This is a genomic window from Frateuria sp. GZRe12 (assembly GCF_051900535.1).
Classification (GTDB): Bacteria; Pseudomonadota; Gammaproteobacteria; order Xanthomonadales; family Rhodanobacteraceae; genus Frateuria_A.
The window spans coordinates 1101531-1119039 of sequence record NZ_JBHZGI010000001.1 but is presented as its reverse complement, the minus strand read 5'-3'; the positions used below and the strand labels follow the sequence as shown (position 1 = coordinate 1119039).

At 67.6% G+C, this 17509-nt stretch carries 15 protein-coding genes; all 15 read right to left on the bottom strand.

Translation table 11 applies throughout. The annotated features are described in order from the left end of the window. Positions 1–54: 54 nt before the first annotated feature. Positions 55–3597, bottom strand: coding sequence for a DNA polymerase III subunit alpha (gene dnaE, locus ACFWZ4_RS05095; RefSeq protein WP_439703626.1), 3543 nt, complete (start codon positions 3595–3597; stop codon positions 55–57). 95 nt (positions 3598–3692) lie between these two features. Then, a complete protein-coding gene (locus ACFWZ4_RS05090; RefSeq protein ID WP_439703625.1) occupies positions 3693–3899 on the bottom strand; it encodes a hypothetical protein in 207 nt (68 codons plus the stop codon). A gap of 208 nt (positions 3900–4107) precedes the next feature. Further along, a complete protein-coding gene (locus tag ACFWZ4_RS05085; RefSeq protein ID WP_439703624.1) occupies positions 4108–4641 on the bottom strand; it encodes a TlpA family protein disulfide reductase in 534 nt (177 codons plus the stop codon). A gap of 61 nt (positions 4642–4702) precedes the next feature. Continuing rightward, positions 4703–5284 (bottom strand): ribonuclease HII, encoded by a 582-nt coding sequence (rnhB, locus tag ACFWZ4_RS05080; RefSeq protein ID WP_439703623.1) that lies wholly within the window; start codon positions 5282–5284, stop codon positions 4703–4705. A 130-nt stretch (positions 5285–5414) separates the two neighbouring features. Next, positions 5415–6611: a lipid-A-disaccharide synthase gene (gene lpxB / locus ACFWZ4_RS05075; protein WP_439703622.1), complete on the bottom strand. Its 1197-nt coding sequence runs from the start codon at positions 6609–6611 to the stop codon at positions 5415–5417. Positions 6612–6710: 99 nt separating this feature from the next. Next, the gene (gene lpxA / locus ACFWZ4_RS05070; protein WP_439703621.1) at positions 6711–7484 is read right to left on the bottom strand and encodes an acyl-ACP--UDP-N-acetylglucosamine O-acyltransferase; all 774 of its coding nucleotides are present in this window, start codon (positions 7482–7484) and stop codon (positions 6711–6713) included. Further along, positions 7481–7954 (bottom strand): 3-hydroxyacyl-ACP dehydratase FabZ, encoded by a 474-nt coding sequence (gene fabZ, locus ACFWZ4_RS05065; RefSeq protein ID WP_231321260.1) that lies wholly within the window; start codon positions 7952–7954, stop codon positions 7481–7483. Before fabZ ends, lpxA begins: the two co-directional genes overlap by 4 nt. Then, a complete protein-coding gene (gene lpxD / locus ACFWZ4_RS05060) occupies positions 7947–8975 on the bottom strand; it encodes a UDP-3-O-(3-hydroxymyristoyl)glucosamine N-acyltransferase (protein WP_439703620.1) in 1029 nt (342 codons plus the stop codon). The genes fabZ and lpxD overlap by 8 nt, the downstream gene beginning before the upstream one ends. 141 nt (positions 8976–9116) lie before the next feature. Continuing rightward, positions 9117–11513 (bottom strand): outer membrane protein assembly factor BamA, encoded by a 2397-nt coding sequence (gene bamA / locus ACFWZ4_RS05055; RefSeq protein WP_439703619.1) that lies wholly within the window; start codon positions 11511–11513, stop codon positions 9117–9119. Between the two features lie 156 nt (positions 11514–11669). After that, positions 11670–13016 carry an RIP metalloprotease RseP gene (gene rseP, locus ACFWZ4_RS05050; RefSeq protein ID WP_439703618.1) on the bottom strand — a complete coding sequence of 449 codons (1347 nt, stop codon included), beginning with the start codon at positions 13014–13016 and terminating at the stop codon, positions 11670–11672. A gap of 36 nt (positions 13017–13052) precedes the next feature. Then, entirely contained in the window at positions 13053–14243 is a 1191-nt protein-coding gene (locus ACFWZ4_RS05045) for a 1-deoxy-D-xylulose-5-phosphate reductoisomerase (protein WP_439703617.1), read from the bottom strand. Continuing rightward, positions 14240–15061 (bottom strand): phosphatidate cytidylyltransferase, encoded by an 822-nt coding sequence (locus ACFWZ4_RS05040; protein WP_439703616.1) that lies wholly within the window; start codon positions 15059–15061, stop codon positions 14240–14242. Before ACFWZ4_RS05040 ends, ACFWZ4_RS05045 begins: the two co-directional genes overlap by 4 nt. A 26-nt stretch (positions 15062–15087) precedes the next feature. Further along, positions 15088–15810, bottom strand: a complete 723-nt coding sequence (gene uppS, locus ACFWZ4_RS05035; RefSeq protein WP_439703615.1) for a polyprenyl diphosphate synthase — start codon at positions 15808–15810, stop codon at positions 15088–15090. 196 nt (positions 15811–16006) lie between these two features. Continuing rightward, positions 16007–16564: a ribosome recycling factor gene (frr, locus tag ACFWZ4_RS05030; protein ID WP_231321249.1), complete on the bottom strand. Its 558-nt coding sequence runs from the start codon at positions 16562–16564 to the stop codon at positions 16007–16009. A 152-nt stretch (positions 16565–16716) separates the two neighbouring features. Continuing rightward, positions 16717–17439: a UMP kinase gene (gene pyrH, locus ACFWZ4_RS05025; RefSeq protein ID WP_231321248.1), complete on the bottom strand. Its 723-nt coding sequence runs from the start codon at positions 17437–17439 to the stop codon at positions 16717–16719. Positions 17440–17509 lie beyond the last annotated feature (70 nt).

Below are 17509 nucleotides of genomic sequence, written 5' to 3'. Positions count from 1 at the left end.
CTTGCCCGCCGGGAGGAGGGGTGGGCCCTCATCCATGCCCGGAAGAGAGCAGGATCAGCTTTCGGACTTGACGATCCTGAGCTTCGCCGCTTCCACCCACGACAGCCCGCGCAGCGCACGCAGCAGGTCGGGGATGGCTTCCACGCGCCACTGCTCGCCCAACTCCAGGTCGGCCTGGGCGGTGCGGTTGTGGTAGCTGTGCAGGATCACCGTGGCGCGGCCGCCACGGTAGCCGGCCAGGGTCTGCTTGAGCTCCTGCTCGAAGCCGGGGCCGATGCCGTTGAGCTTGACCCTGAGCGCACGGGCGTGGCGGCGACAGGCATCGGCCAGGGTCATGGCGCCGCGGGCGCGCAACTGGAAGCCGCCGCCGGAGAAGTCGTCGATGCGCAGGCCGCCCTCGACGATGAGCATCTCGTCGCGGGTGAGCAGTGGCGCGACCTGCTGGTAGACCTCGCCGAAGAAGCTCACCTCGATGATGCCGGTCCCGTCCTCGAGCCGCACGAAGGCGTCACTGTCACCGCGCTTGCGCACCGCTGTCACCATGCCGGCAACGGTCCAGGGTGTGTCCGGCCCGCGGCGGAAGCGGTTTTCCTCGCCGTCGTTCTTGCGCGGCCGCGGCGGCTGGTAGCGGTCGGCGATCTCGCCCAGGGGGCAGGTGGACAGCTGGGCCAGCTCCTCGCGCCACGGGTCGGTCGGGTGGCCGGAAAGGTAGTGGCCAAGCGTCTCGCGTTCGCCCTGCAGCTTTTGCTCCAGCGGCCACTCGGGCGCGGTCGGCAGATCGATCTGCACCGCCGGTGTGCTGCTACCCATCAGCGCGCCGAACATGTCGTTCTGGCCGGACTGCTTGTCGCGCAGGTGCTGCTCGGCCGCCTTGATCGCGTCGGGCAGCTGCAGCATCAGGCTGGCGCGGTTGGGCGCCAAGGCGTCCAGGCTGCCGGAAAGGATCAGCGCTTCGAGCACGCGGCGGTTGAGCTTGGCCGAGTCCACGCGCCGGCAGAAGTCGGCCAGGTCCTTGTAGGGGCCGCCACGACGCCGTTCCTCGACGATCGACTCGCAGGCGCCCTGGCCGACGCCCTTGATGGCGCCCAGGCCGTAGCGGATGACCTTGGACTCCACGGCGACGAACATGAAGTCCGACGCATTGACGTCCGGCGGCAGGATGGTCAGGCCGATCGCGCGCGACTCGTCCAGGAAGGTCACCGCCTTGTCGGTGTTGTCCATGTCCGAGGAGATGGTCGCGGCCATGAACTCGGCCGGGTAGTGCGCCTTAAGCCACGCGGTCTGGTAGGACACCAGCGCGTAGGCGGCCGCGTGCGACTTGTTGAAGCCGTAGCCGGCGAACTTCTCCATCAGGTCGAAGATGGCGTCGGCCTTGTCGCCGGGCAGCCCGTCTTTTGCAGCACCCTCGCGAAAGGTCGCGCGGTGCTTGACCATTTCCTCGACTTTCTTCTTGCCCATCGCGCGACGCAGCAGGTCGGCGCCGCCGAGCGTGTAGCCGCCGACGATCTGCGCCATCTGCATCACCTGCTCCTGGTAGACCATGATGCCGTAGGTCTCTTTCAGGATCGGTTCGACGCGCGGGTCGGGGTACTCGACGTCCTCGCGGCCGTGCTTGCGCGCCACGAAGCTGGGGATCAGGTCCATCGGGCCGGGGCGGTAGAGCGCCACCAGCGCCACGATGTCGCCGAAGCGGTCGGGCTTGGCGTCCTTGAGCATGCGCTGCATGCCGGAGGATTCGAGCTGGAACACCGCGACCGTCTGCGCCTTCTTGAGCAGCTCGTACGGCGCGGGGTCGTCCAGCGGCAACGCGCTGATGTCCAGCGGCGCCTCGCCGGCTTGCGCGCGCCGTGCGTTGATCGCCTTGACCGCCCAGTCGATGATGGTGAGCGTGCGTAGCCCAAGGAAGTCGAACTTGACCAGGCCAACCGCCTCGACGTCGTCCTTGTCGTACTGGGTGACCATGCCGGCGCCGCCCGGTTCGCAGTACATCGGCGCGAACTCGGTGAGCGGCTTGGGCCCGATCACCACACCGCCGGCGTGCTTGCCGACGTTGCGGGTGAGGTTCTCCAGCTTGAGCGCCAGATCGACCAGCGTGCGCGCTTCCTCGTCCTGCTCGTACAGCTCGCAGAACTCCCTGACGACGCGGTCGGGTTCCTTCCTGGACTTCTCCGAACGGCCGAGCGCGTCCGATAGCGTGAGGTCCAGCGGGCGCGGCGGGATCAGCTTGGCGATCTTGTCGACCGCGTTGTAGCCCATGCCGAGCACGCGGCCGGAATCGCGCAGCACCGCCTTGGCCGCCATCGAGCCGTAGGTGATGATCTGGCTGACATGCTCGCGGCCGTACTTGCGCGCGACGTAGTCGATGACCTCGTCACGCCGGTCCATGCAGAAGTCGATGTCGAAGTCCGGCATCGACACGCGCTCGGGATTCAGGAAGCGCTCGAACAGCAGGTCGAACTGCAGGGGGTCCAGGTCGGTGATCTTGAGCACCCAGGCGACCAGCGAGCCGGCGCCCGAACCGCGGCCCGGGCCGACCGGAATCCCGTTCTGCTTACCCCAGTTGATGAAGTCGGCCACGATCAGGAAGTAGCCGGGAAATCCCATCTCGATGATGACGTCCAGCTCGCGTTCCAGCCGCGCCTCGTAGTCGGCCAGCGTGTAGCCGGCAGCGAGCGGGTTGGCGGCGAGGCGCTCCTTCAGGCCCTCGCGCGCGGTCTCGCGTATGTAGCTGTCGAGGTCGTAGCCTTCCGGCACCGGGAAGTCGGGCAGGTAATAGGTGCCGAACTTCAGTTCGAGGTTGCAGCGTCTGGCAAGCTCGACCGTGTTCTCCAGCGCCTCGGGCAGATCGGCGAAAAGCTCCGCCATCTGCGTCGGGGACTTCAGGTATTGCTGGTCGGAGTAATCGCGCGGGCGCTTCGGATCGGCCAGCACGCGCCCCTGGTTGATGCACACGCGCGCTTCGTGGGCCTCGAAGTCGTCCTGCTTGAGGAAGCGCACGTCGTTGCTGGCCAGCAGCGGCAGCTCGAGCGCATCGCCCAGCGCCAGCGCGGCGGTGTTCCAGGCTTCCTCGCCTTCGCGGCCGCACCGGGTCAGCTCCAGATACAGGCGGTCGGGAAACAGTCGCGTCAGGGGCTGCAACCGCGTTAGGCCGGCATCCACGCCCTGGCTAACCGCGACGCGGCCGACTTCGCTCTCGCGCCCGAGCAGGGCAATGAGCCCAGCGGTGGCGTCCGGGGTCAGCCAGTTCGCCTCGATCAGCGCTTTGCCGCCGAGCTGGCCGTCACGCCAGGCCCGCGACACCAGGCGCGACAGGTTGAGGTAGCCCTCGCGGTTCTGGCAGACCAGCGTCAGTCGCCACGGCCGCGGATCGTCCGGCGAGCCGACCCACAGGTCGCAACCGCCGATCGGCTTGATGCCTGCACCGCTGCACGCCTTGTAGAACTTCACCAGCGCGAACATGTTGCTGTCGTCGGTGAGCGCCACCGCCGGCATGCCTTCGCGCACGCATGCATCGACCAACGCCTTGATGCGGATGGTCGAGTCGACCAGCGAATACTCGCTGTGCAGGTGGAAGTGGACGAAGCGTGCGGACATCAAGGACTCGGGAGCATTCCCCGGGTTAGTCCGTGAAGGCTACGCTGCGGTGCCCGCTTCCCACAAGCTTGACAGCGGGACAGGACTCGCGGCCGTGCTCAATGGACGAAAAACCGCTCGTCGTCCTCGTTCCACTCGACGTAATGGTCGAAGCCGCTGGTCTCCAGCGAATGCCGGTCGTAGTCGACGTGGTGGTAGAAGGGATCGCTGGCGGGGCGAGCCTCGCCGGGTTCGACGGTGGGGCTGGCCGATGGCGCGGCGAAAGGCTTGAGCGCAGAGCGCACGTGGAAGAAGCGCGACAACATGGCACGACTCCTGCGGAGGGGCTTCCGCGGTGGAGGACGACGGCGTCCGTGCGAACGCTGGAAGAGGCCGCATGGCCCTCTTTCCATGTGGATAGGATGCTCCACTTCCGCGAAAAGTTGCATAGACCTATGGCCTATTTTTTTGCAGTGCGCAGCACGTTGTCGCGCCCGGTCACGCGGGCGGTCGGCCCCAAGGCCGGCAACGCGATCAGGAGCCTTTTGCAGCGGCCCGCGGTTCCTGCAGCAGCGCATTGATCTCGGCGAGCAGGCTGTCGAGCATGTCCTCTCCGTAGCCGACGTGCACGTGCGCCACCGTGCCATCCCGGCGCAGCATCACCATCACCGGAATGCTGCGGTCGGCGCCGTAGGGCTTGCCGATCTCGCCATGGCGGTCCCAGGTGGCCAGCACGCCCGGCGCCTGCCTGCGCAGCACGCCACTGGTGTGGCGGAAGACGTCGCGATCTTCCTCGGAGTTGATCAGCACGACCTGCAGCGGGAGGTGCTTTTCGTCCGCGACGTTCTGCAGGCTCGCCAGTACCGGCATTTCCTTCATGCAGTAGCCGCACCAGGTGGCCCAGAAACTGAGCACCACGACCTTGCCGTGCAGAGCCCGCACGTCGAGCGCGTGCCCGTGCAGGTCCGAGCCGAGCGCTGCCGGCGCAGGCTCGCCTGGTTTGACGTCCGCGTGGGCGCCAAAACCCAGCGCCAGCCCCAGCAGGGCCAATGCGATCTTGCGAAGCATGCGGTTCTCCCCCGAGCAACGTCAGCCGCGTCACGCCCCCGGCGTGTCGCGTCATCGTATGTCAGAACAGGGTGCCCTGGTCGACCAGCAGCTTCACGGGCGCAAAGCTGCGGCGGTGCAGCGCACAGGGGCCGAGCTGCCTGAGCGCAGCCAGGTGCTCGGGAGTGGAATAACCCTTGTGGCTGGCGAAACCGTAGCCGGGATGGTGCACGTCCAGCGTGCACATCAGCCGATCGCGGGTGACCTTGGCGATGATCGACGCCGCGCTGATCGCAGGCTTCAACGCGTCGCCGCCGACGATGGCCTTGCCGGGGCAGGGAAGGGCCTTGGGCAACTGGTTGCCGTCGACCCAGGCCTCATGGGCGGCGACCTTCAGGCCGGCGACGGCGCGACACATGCCGGCCATGGTCGCCTGGAAGATGTTGATGCGGTCGATTTCATCCACCTCGACCAGCACCACGTGCCAGGCCAGCGCGCGCTGGACGATCTGCGCGTAGAGCGCTTCGCGGCGGGCCTCGGTGAGTTTCTTGGAGTCGTCCAGGCCTTCGATCTTGTGGCGCGGATTGAGGATCACGGCGGCGACCGCCAGCGGGCCGGCGAGTGGGCCGCGGCCGGCTTCATCCACGCCGGCCACCAACCGCACCGGTTTCGATGACGACCGGGTGCGCTTGGGCGCCGCAACGTCTGGTGGGGCGACATTGCATGGCGCGCCAGCCTCCTCTCCCCTCGCCCTGGCGGGGAGAGGGAGCAAATCTACCGCCTCGCCGAGATCGTCAGGACGCACGGGGAGCCTCCAGCAGCTCGGCCACGGCGGCGGCCGCGCGCTCGCCCGCGCCGCCTTCCCCGGAGCCGCGCAGCGCCCGGTGCAGCTGCTCGAACGCGGCGACCACCTGGCCGCGCCGCTCACTGTCGGCAAACAGCGCCAGCGTCGCCCGGGCGAGGCTCTCCGCCGTGCAGTCGTCCTGCATCAGCTCGGGAACCAGCTTGTCCTGGCCCAGCCCGCAGGCGCGCGCCAGGATGTTCGGCAGCGCGTAGACGTCGGTCTTGAGCATGTTGAAGGCGCGGGCGATGCGATAGCTCCACGGCGACACGCGATAGCCGACCACCATCGGGCGCTTGGCCAGCATCGCCTCGAGCGTGGCGGTGCCGGAGGCGAGCAGCACCACGTCGGCCGCCAGCATGGCTTCGTGCGCATGGCCTTCGACCAGCAGCGGCGCGCTCTCGTCGCGGGGGCCACTCGCAAGCAGAGTCTTCAGGCGCGCGTACACCTGCGCATTGGCCGCGGGGAGCACGATGCGAAGGCCGGGCAAGGCCGCGCCGACGCGCCGTGCGGCGTCGATGAAGATCATGCCCAGCCTGTCGATTTCCGAAGGCCGGCTACCGGGGAGTACGGCAAGCACGGGGGCGTCCTGCGGCAGTTGCAGCACGTCGCGCGCGCCCACGCGGTCGGAGACCAGCGCGAAGCGGTCGGCCAGCGGGTGACCGACGAAGCGGGCGTCGACGCCGTGGCGCTCGTAGATCGGTGGTTCCATCGGGAACAGGCACAGCACCCGGTCGGCGCTCAGGCCGATCTTCTCCGCGCGTTTTTCGCGCCAGGCCCAGACCGAGGGACTGACGTAGTGAACGGTGCGCAATCCCGCTTCGCGCAGACGACGCTCCACGCCGAGGTTGAAGTCCGGCGCGTCGATGCCTACCACCACGTCCGGGCGCGCCTCGAGCAGGCGGCCGAGCAGCGCCTTGCGCAGGCGCAACAGACGCGGCAGGTGCCGGACCACTTCGGCGAAGCCCATCACCGACAGCTCGCGGATGTCGTACCAGGACTCGAAGCCCTCGCGCTGCATGCGCGCGCCGCCGATACCGACGAAGCGGGCCTGCGGATAGCGCGTGCGCAGCGCGGCGATCAGCTCGGCGCCGAGCTGGTCGCCGGAGTCTTCGCCGGCGATGAGGGCAATGAGGGGGGAGGAACTCATGGAGCGGCAGTGTAGCGGCGAAGGCTGTGGGGGTCACCGCAACAGCGGCTCCTGCCGACCGGCGCCGTAGCGCGCAGAGGCGGACACGACCTCGCGGGATTACCGCGCGAGCGAGCGCTCGCTGCGCTCCAGGAACGCGAGCATCTCGCGCACGTCGTCGCTGTCCTGCGCCTGGGTGGCGAGCTGCACGCGCGCCTCCGGCAGCGAAAGCCCCGCCATGTACAGCGTGCGGTAGGCGCGCTTGATCGCAGAAATGCGCGGCGCGTCGAAGCCGCGTCGCTTGAGGCCCTCGCTGTTGATGCCGCGCGGGCGGCCGTGCTGTTCGTTGGCCATCATCACGAACGGCGGTACGTCCGAGCCGACCAGGCAGCCCATGCCGATGAAGGCGTGGGCGCCGACCTTGCAGAACTGATGCACGCCGGCGTAGCCGGAAACGATCACCCAGTCGCCGATCTCCACGTGCCCGGCCAGGGCCGAGTAGTTGGAGAACACCACGCGGTTGCCGACCTGGCAGTCGTGCGCGATGTGCACGTAAGCGAGAAGCCAGTTGTCGTCGCCGATGCGGGTGACGCCGCCGCCCTCGCCGGTACCGCGGTTGATCGTGACGAACTCGCGGATGAGGTTGCGGTCGCCGATCACCAGTTCGGTGCGCTCGCCGGAAAACTTCTTGTCCTGCGCCGCGCCGCCGATCGAGGCGAACTGGCTGATCCGGTTCTCGCGGCCGATCCGTGTCGGGCCCTCGATCACCACGTGCGGGCCGATCACCGTCCCCTCGCCGATCTCCACCTCCGCACCGATCACGCTGTAGGCGCCAATGGCCACGTTCCTGCCGATGACGGCACTGGGATCGATCTGCGCGGTGGGGTGGATCATTTGTCGGCCCTCGCGGCGCACATCAGCTCGCAGCTGGCCACTTCCTTGCCTTCGACCAGCGAGCGGGCGACGAATAGGCCCATGCCGCGCATCAGGCGCTTGAGCGAGACTTCCAGGCGCAACTGGTCGCCCGGCACCACCGGGGCGTTGAAGCGGGCGTTGTCGACCTTGGCCAGGTAGAACAGCGGGCTGCCCTGATCGCCCTTCATGCGGCTGGAGATCTGCGTCAGCAGGCCGGCGGCCTGGGCCATCGCCTCGACGATCAGCACGCCCGGCATCACCGGGTGGCCGGGGAAGTGGCCGAGGAAGAAGTGTTCGTTGATGGTCACGTTCTTCAGCGCCACCACGCTCTTGTCCGGCACCAGTTCGATCACGCGGTCGACCAGCAGGAACGGGTAGCGGTGCGGCAGCAGTTGCTGGATCTGCTCCACGTTGACTGGCAGGGCCAAGGTCGCGGGGTTGTCACTCATCGTTACTGTCCTTCTCCAGCGCCGACAGGCGGCGCGCGTACTGATCCAGGTGCTTGAAGCGGGCGGCGTTCTTGCGCCACTGGCGGTTGTCCTGCAGCGGCACGCCCGAGGAATATTCGCCCGGCTCGCGAATCGAATGCGTGACCAGGCTCTTGGCAGTAATGGTAACCCGGTCGGCAAGCTCCAGATGGCCCAGCACGCCGGCGTTGCCGCCGATCTGGCAATAGCGGCCGATCCGGGCGCTGCCGGCGACCGCCGCGCAGCCGGCCATGGCCGTGTGCGCGCCGATGTGGACGTTGTGGGCGATCTGGATCTGGTTGTCCAGCCGCACGTCCTCCTCCAGCACGGTGTCTTCCAGGGCGCCTCGATCGATCGTGGTGTTGGCGCCGATCTCGCAGTCGTCGCCGATGCGCACGCCGCCCAGCTGCGGGATCTTCACCCAGTGGTCGCGCTCGAACGCCAGGCCGAAGCCATCCGAACCAATCACCGCGCCCGGGTGCACCAGCACGCGCCGGCCCAGTGTCACCCGCGTCACGAGGGTGACCCGCGCGACCAGCCGCGATTGCGCACCCACGGTGCAGTCAGGGCCGACGATGCAATGCGCACCGAGTACCGCGCCATCCTCGATCACCGCGCCGTCCTCGATCACGCAGTGCGGCCCGATGCTGGCGCTGGCGCTCACTTTCGCGCTGGTGGCGACGGCCGCGCTCGGGTGGATGCCGCGGGGAGCGGCCGGCAGGCGCTCGAACAACGCGGCGATCTTCGCGTAGGCGACGTACGGGTCGGCGGCGATGAGCGCGGCGGTAGGGCAATCTCCCACGTTCTCCTCGCGCAGTACCACCACGCCCGCCTGGGTAGCCTTCAACTGGGCGGTGTACTTGCTGTTGGAGAGGAAGCTGAGCTGGTCCGGCTGTGCCGCGGCGAGCGTACCCACGCCGCCGATCCGTCGCTCGCCGTCGCCGCGGAAGGCGAAGCCGAACCGCTCGGCCAGTTCGGCCACCGTGTAGATGTGCTCGCTCATGCGCGCTCCTTTGGGGCAGGGCATTGTAGGCGAGGGCGGGGCAGGGCACGACTCCCGCCCGCATGGTCATTTGCGCAGGCGCCCGCCAGAAACGAAACGCGGCCCGACGGGCCGCGTTTCGAGGAAGCTACGCCCTCCGGATCAGAACTGGCTGCCGAAGGTGAACTGGATGCGCTCCTCGTAGTGGCGATCCTCCGGCTTGGACCGGATCGGCACGGCGAAGTTGATGATCAGCGGGCCGATCGGCGCCTGCCACTGCAGTGCGATACCGGCCGAGGCGCGCAGGTCGCTGGAATCGAACGCCTGGTAGTTGCGGAAGGCGTTGCCGACGTCGACGAAGGCGGACACGCGCGCGGTGTTGATGTCCTTGAGGAACGGCAGCGGGATGAACACCTGCGCCGTGCCCAGCACCTTGAAGGCGCCGCCGATCGGCTGGGCGTACTGGTAGTAGCCGCTGGTGCAGGTGCCGTTGGCGCTGGGCGTGCTGGAGGCGCCGGCCGCGCCGATACACACCTTCGGGCCCAGCGTGTTGTCCTGGAAGCCGCGCACGTCGCGCACGCCGCCGGAGTAGAAGTTTTCCCAGAACGGGAAATCGTAGGGCTGGCCGGCCACGAAGTCGCCAAAGGTCCGGCTGTAGGTCTGGTTGCCGTAGCTGTCGCCGTAGCCGACCTGACCGTCCAGATAAAGCACGAAGCCGCCACCGATCGGCCAGTAGTGGTTGGCCTCGCCCATGAACTTCCAGTACTGAACGGTGGAGCCGGGCAGCGCTACCTCGGTGCTGGCCGAGAGCAGGCCGCCGCGGGTGGGCGCCCAATAGCCGTTGCGGGTGTCGTGGTTCCAGCCAAGCGTGCCGGTCCAGGTATGCACCGTCCGGTTGCCGATGGCGTTCTGGTAGTCCACCAGCACCTGCGGGGTGATGCCCGGGTAGGTGTTGATCTTGTTGCTGGACAGGCCCAGGCCCACGCGCAGGCCGTCGGTCTCGCTGATCGGGATGCCGAGGTAGGTCGAAAACGCCTTGGTGCTGTTTTCGTAGTTCGCGAAGTCGGTGTTGCCGTAGTCGGTCTTGGAGTAGCTCGCGCTGTAGCCGATGCCGATGTTGTTGTCGGTCAGGTACGGGTTGTAGTAGCTGGCGGTGACGCGCGAGTAGTACGAGCTGTGCTCGGCGCCAACGCTGAAGCTGTCGCCGGTGCCCAGGAAGTTGTTCTGCGACACCGAGGCGTTGAGGATCACGCCCGAGTACTGCGAGTAACCCACGCCGAACATCAGGCTGCCGGCGGACTGCTCTTCCACCTTCACGGTGACGTCGACCGCGTCCTGGGAGCCGGGGACGCGCTGCTTGTCGATGTCGACTTTCTTGAAGTAGCCCAGGCGCTGCAGGCGGATCTTGGAGCGGTCCACCGCCGCCTGCGAGTACACCGTGCCTTCGAGCTGGCGCATTTCGCGGCGCAGCACGTCGTCCTCGGTGCGGGTATTGCCCTGGAACACGACCCGGCGCACGTACACGCGCTGACCCGGCTCGATGAAGAAGGTCATGTCGACCGTGCGCTTGTCCTTGTCCAGCTTCGGCACCGGCGTGACCTTGGCGTAGGCGTAGCCGATGTTTGCCAGGATGCCCTTGATCGCGTCGGAAGTCCCTTCGACCGCGGCGCGGTTGAAGGTGTCGCCTTTCTTGACGAATACCAGCTTGCGCAGCGTGTCCTCGGGCAGGATCAGCTCGCCGAGCAGGTGCACGTCCGATACGGTGTAGATCTCGCCTTCCTTGATGCTGGCGGCGATGTACATCGCGCGCTTGTCCGGCGCGATGGTGACCTGGGTGGAGTCCACGCCGAAGTCGGCGTAGCCGCGATTCATGTAGAACGACTGCAGCTTCTCCAGGTCGCCGGAGAGTTTTTCGCGCGAGTACTGGTCGTCCTTGGAATACCAGGACATCCAGTTGGTGGTGTCGGATTCGAAATCCTCGCGGATGTCCTTGTCCAGGAACGCGGTGTTGCCGACGATGTTCAGCTGCTTGATGCGCGCGGCCTTGCCCTCGCGGATCTCGATGTCGATCGCCACGCGGTTGCGGTCCAGCCGGGTCACGTGCGGATCGACCGAGACGTTGTACTTGCCGCGGTTGTAATACTGGCGGATCAGTTCCTGCTGCACGCGGTCCAGCGACAGGCGGTCGAAGGTCTCGCCCTCGGACAGGCCGATCTCCTTCAGGCCCTTGCGCAGGTCCTCTTCCTTGATGTCCTTGTTGCCGCGCAGGGTGAGCTTGGCGATGGACGGGCGCTCGACCACCTTGATCACCAGGATGTTGCCCTCGCGCGAAAGCTCCACGTCGCTGAAGAACTTGGTGTCGTACAGCGCGCGGATGGCGCGGGCCGCCTCCTCGTCGGTCAGGCGGTCGCCCTTGTTGACCGGCAGGTAGTTGTAGACCGTGCCGGCGGAAATGCGGTTGAGGCCATCGATACGGATATCGGAGACGACGAACGGCTCGAACGCCAGGACATTGGCGGAGAGGGAGGCAAGCAGTAGCAGGGCGGCGATACGCTTCATCGTCGATTCCGGTGGGTTATTCCGACGGCCGGCCGCGAGGCCGTTCCAGCATGTTCTGAAGGGAAGGGGCCAAACCCCGTCCCGGAGTGCACCCGCGCGCCGTGGCGGGCGTCGCTGCCACGACAAGGCCGATGGCCGCGGGGAAGAGCGCTCGCGTCACGAAAGCAGGGTGCGATGTATGTCGTTGTAGAACGCCAGCCCCATCAGCGTGAACAGCAGGACCAGGCCAATGTACTGGCCGATCATCTGGGTCCGCTCGCTTACCGGGCTGCCTTTGACCAACTCGATAAGGTAATACAGCAGGTGACCGCCGTCCAAGACGGGAATCGGAAGCAGGTTGAGGATCGCCAGGCTCAGCGAGACTAGCGCCAGGAAACGCAGGAAATACGGCAGGCCGGCCTGGGCGGACTGGTTGGCTACCTGGGCAATGCCGATCACGCCGGACAGGTTCTTCGTCGAAGCGTCGCCCGTGACCATCTTGCCGATCATGGTGAAGGTCTGGCGGGTCGTGTCCCAGGTGGAGCCCAGCGCCGCACTCAACGCCTTGACCGGGCCGTACCGCCTCGTCACGTTCTCCGGGGGGACCGCGCCCACGCCGACCGACCATCGGGCGGGTTGCCCCTGCAGGGATTCGTAGCGGGCGACAACGGGCAGATGCAGGGTCTGCTGGCCGCGGCGCACGGCCACGTCCAGCTTCGGCGACTGCGCGGCTGCCTGGCGGACCGCCTTGGCGAAGTCGTCGAAATCGGCCACGGGCTTGTCGTTGACCGCCAGCAGTACGTCTCCCGACTGCATGCCCGCCTGCGCGGCCGGCTGGCCGGGTATCACCGTGGCGACGACCGCCGGTGGCGGGGCCAGCTTCAAACCGAGCCTGTCGAAATACTTGTCGATGCTGCGACCGGCCGGCAGCTCCTGCAGCGGCAGCACCACGTCGCGCTGGCCGCCGTCGCGCCCGCGCACCACCAGCGGCAGCGGCTCCCGCCCGAGCAGGGCGGTGGCGATGCCGTCCATCGCGTCGCTCAGGGTGGCCACCGGTTCGCCGTCCACGCGCAGCAGGCGATCGCCCGACTGGATGCCGGCGACGGCGGCCATGCTGCCGGGCGTCGCGGTGACCATCGGAGCGGCGTCCGGACGTCCCAGCATGAACATCAGCCACAACGCGGCCACCGCGAAGATCAGGTTGAAGCCTGGCCCGGCAATGACGATGGCGATGCGCTTCCATACGCTCTTGCCGGTGAACTCGACATCGCGCAAGGCGGGATCGACGTCACCTTCGCGCGAGTCGAGCATCTTCACATAGCCGCCCAGCGGGATCATCGCGACCTGGTATTCGGTGCCGTCGCGGCCGATGCGCTTCCACACGGCGCGACCGAAACCGACCGAGAAACGCAGCACCTTGACCCCGCAGCGGCGCGCGACCCAGTAATGGCCGAACTCATGGAAGGTCACCAGCACGCCCAGCGTGACCAGCAACCAGAACACCGAGCCGAAGAAGGGATTCATCAAAAAACCTGGGGGTTACTTCTCTGTCGGAGCTTATCAGCAAGCCGTTCGCAACTTTCGCCGCGCCACCATGCGCGCCTGCGCATCGCGCTCGCGCAGCGCCTGGACATCGACCACGGGCTGGGCCGGCAGTTCCGCAAGCACGCCCTCGACCAGGTCGGCGATGGACAGGAAAGGCAGCGCACCAGCCAGGAATGCCTCGACCGCGACCTCGTTGGCCGCATTGAGGATCGCCGGCGCGTCGCCGCCCTCGCGCAAGGCGGCGAAAGCCAGCGCCAGGCAACGGAAGGTCTGCAGGTCCGGCTTCTCGAAGGCCAGCGGGGCGCAGGAAGCCAGGTCCAGCGGCGCGACCCCCGCCTCGATGCGTTCGGGCCAGGCCAGTGCGTGGGCGATCGCCGTTCGCATGTCCGGGTTGCCCAGCTGGGCGAGCACGGAACCGTCGGCGTACTCGACCATCGAGTGGATCATGCTCTGCGGATGCACCACCACCTCGATGCGCTCGGGCTCGGCGCCGAACAGATGGTGCGCCTCGATCACCTCCAGGCCCTTGTTCATCAGGGTGGCCGAGTCGACGGAAATCTTGCGGCCCATCACCCAGTTCGGATGCTTGCACGCCTGCTCCGGCGTGACGGCGGCAAGTTCGGCGCGGCTTTTGCCGCGGAACGGGCCGCCCGAGGCGGTCAGGATCAGCCGACGCACACCATGCGCATCGAGCTCCGGCCGCCCGCCCGGCAGGCACTGGAAGATCGCGTTGTGCTCGGAGTCCACCGGCACCAGTTCGCCACCGCCCTCGCGCAGCGCGGCCAGCAATAGCGGCCCGGCCATCACGATCGATTCCTTGTTGGCCAGCAGCAGGCGCTTGCCGGCGCGGGCCGCGGCGAGGGTCGACTCCAGCCCGGCGGCACCGACGATGGCGGCAACCACGGTGTCGCACAACGGGCCGGACGCGGCGAGCGCGATGGCCTCGGTGCCGCTGGCGACGTCGCACTGCACACCCGCGGCGGCGAGCTGGCGGGCCAGCGTGCCCTCCATGGCCGGGTCGGCGACGATCGCCAGGTCCGGCCGGTGTGTCGCGCACAGCGCGACCAGTGCCTCGACGTTGCGATGGGCGACCAGCACGCTCGCGCGGAAGCGTTCGGGGTGACGGGAGATCACGTCGAGCGTGCTGCCGCCGATCGAGCCGGTGGCGCCCAGTACGGCAACCCGGCGGAGCGTGGAGGTGCTCATAGACCCAGCAGCAGCTTGCCCAGCGCGAACACCGGCACGGCCGCGAACACGCTGTCCATGCGATCGAGCAGGCCGCCGTGGCCAGGGAACATGCGTCCGGAATCCTTTACCTGGGCATGCCGCTTCATCAGGCTTTCGATCAGGTCGCCGACCACCGACGCGGCCACCGTGAGCACAGCCAGCAAGGCCAGCGCCAGCAGGCGCCAGCTTTCCACCCCGAGCAGCACGCCGCCGGCCACGGCCACCAGCGCGCCCGCGACGAGGGCACCGCCTACGCCGGCCCAGGTTTTGCCGGGGCTGATGTTGGGCGCCAGCTTGCGCTTGCCCAGGAAGCGGCCGCTGAAGTACGCCCCGATGTCGGCCGCCCATACGATCAGCAGCGTCAGCAGCGTCCACCAATGGCCGTACGGCTCGCTTGCATGGATCGAGAGCAGGCCCACGAACGCCGGGAAGATAACCAGCGCGCCGGCGGCGAGCTTGAGATTGCGGTTTTCCGTCGTGGGTGCGGCAGCGAACGCGAAGTGATTGAGCCACACGCAGGCCAACGCCCACCAGGCGGCTCCCGCGACCAGGGCCGGCCACTGGATCATGTCGCGCAGCCACCAGAGCAGCGCAAACACCACCAGCGCTCCTGCCAGCAGCAGGGCTCGCACCGGCCGGTTGCGCAGACCGGACAGGCGTGTCCATTCCCACAACCCGGCGAGGAAGGCGGCGACGGTCACCAGCGCGAACAGCCATGTCCAGCCTGGCGGCAGCAGGATCACCAGGATCGCGAAGGGCGCGAGCAGCAGGGCGGTGAGGGTGCGTTGGAGCAGCATCGAGGATCCTTGGGGTTACCGATCGATCATACGGATCGGGAGACCTGCTCGCCGGTCTTGCCATAACGGCGTTCGCGGCGGGCAAAGTCCTCGATGGCGCGGGCCAGGCACGCCTGGTCGAAATCCGGCCACAAGGTGTCGGTGAAGTAGAGCTCGGCGTAGGCCAGCTGCCAGAGCAGGAAGTTGCTGACGCGCACTTCGCCGCCGGTACGGATGAACAGATCCAGCGGGGGCAGTTCGGCCAGGGACGTGTAGCAACCCAAACGCGCCTCGTCGATGTCTTCCACGCGCAGGTCGCCCTGCGCCACCGCGATCGCCGCCTGGCGGGCGGCATGCACGATGTCCCAACGTCCGCCGTAGTTGACCGCGACGTTGAGCGCGAGCTTGAGGTTGTCCGCAGTGCGCGCCATCGCCAGCTCCATGCGCTGGCGCAGCTCTGCATGGAACGCGCCGAGGTCGCCGATGAAACGCAGCCGGACGCCTTGCCCGTGCAACTCGTCGACCTCCTTGTCCAGCGCGCGCAGGAACAGCTCCATCAGCGCGCCGACTTCCTCGTCCGGGCGGCGCCAGTTCTCGCTGGAGAAGGCAAACAACGTCAGCGCTTCCACGCCTTGGCGCAGGCAGCCCTCGACCACCTCGCGCACTGCCTTGCGGCCGGCGTTGTGGCCGAAACTGCGCGGGCGCAGACGCGCCTTGGCCCAGCGGCCGTTGCCGTCCATCACGATGGCGATGTGGCGGGGGGGGGTCATGCGCCGTTGCTTCCTTCTCTCCCATCCCCCATCGAAGACGGGGGAGAAGGTGGCCCGAAGGGTCGGACGAGGGGCCGGGGCTCGCGGGGCAGGTTGCTCGTGTGGGTCTTTCGCAAGAGCGCCCCTTCACCCCGGAGGGGAGACGGAGCAAGGCGCGCGAGCCGCACAGCGTTCATGGCAATGAGCGGAACGTCGCTCAAATCGCCATCAGCTCGTCTTCCTTGGCCTTGACCACGGCATCGACTTCCTTGACGAAGCGGTCGGTCAGTTTCTGGATCTCGTCGTCGGCGCGGCGCTCGTCGTCCTCGCTGATCTGCTTGTCCTTGATGAGATCCTTGACCTTCTGCATGGCATCGCGGCGGATGTTGCGAATCGCGATCTTGGCGTTCTCGCCCTCGTGCGACACATGCTTGGCCAGTTCCTTGCGACGCTCTTCGGTCAGCGGCGGCATGTTCAGGCGGATCACGGTGCCGGCGGTGGTCGGCGTGACGCCGATATCCGAGGCCATGATCGCCTTCTCGATCGGCGCGACCATGCTCTTCTCGAACGGCGAGATCTGGATCGAGCGGGCGTCGGCCAGCGACACCGAGGCGACCTGGTTCAGCGGCATGTCGGAGCCGTAGTAGGGCACCTTGATGTGGTCGACCAGCGCGGTGCTGGCGCGGCCGGTGCGCAGGCGGGTCAGGTCGTGCTTGAGCGCGTCGATGCTCTTGCCCATGCGGGTCTGGGCATCGGTCTTGATGTCGTTGAGCATGGGAAGTCACCCGGCGTTGCGTGAAGCGGGCAAGTATAGCAGCGCCGACGTACGGGCGGCCCGGCACGCTTCACCTCGGGAAGCGACCTTGGGCGCAACGGGGAACGGCGATGGCCGCATGGCGGTCTCGCCCGGGGCGCTGCCGGGGTGGATCAGCTGGCGGTGACCAGGGTGCCGACCTGCGCGCCCTGCATGATCCGCATCAGGTTGCCCGGCACGGTCATGTCGTAGATGCGCAGCGGCATGCCATGGTCGCGGCACAGCGCGATGGCGGCGGTGTCCATCACCTGCAGGTTGCGCTGGATGACGTCGTCGTAGCTCAGCTGGTCGTAGCGCGTCGCGCTAGCATCGCGCGCCGGGTCGGCGGTATACACGCCGTCGACCTTGGTGGCCTTGAGCAGCAGGTCGGCGCCAATCTCCACTGCGCGCAAGGCAGCGGCCGAGTCGGTGGTGAAGAACGGGTTGCCGGTGCCGGCCGCGAACAGCGCGATGCGGCCCTTTTCGATGTGGCGGATGGCGCGGCGGCGGATGAAGTCCTCGGCGACGTCGTGGATCTGGATGGCGCTCATCACGCGCGCGTAGCCGCCGCGCTTCTCGATCGCGTCGGCCATCGCCAGCGCGTTCATGACGGTGGCGAGCATGCCCATGTGGTCGCCGGTGACCCGATCCATGCCGGCGGCCGCCAGGCCTGCGCCGCGGAAGATGTTGCCGCCGCCGATCACCACGCCCACTTCCACGCCGGCCTTGCGCACCTCGATGATCTCGTTGGCCAGCCGGCCGATCACCTTCGGATCGATGCCGTAGTCCGCCTCGCCCATCAACGCTTCACCGGAGAGCTTGAGCAGGATGCGGCGGTACTTGGGCTGGTCGCTCATGGGGTCTCCGGATTGTGAGTAAACCGGCATATTGTAGCGATGCGGCGGTGCCCCGTCAGGCGCACGGCTG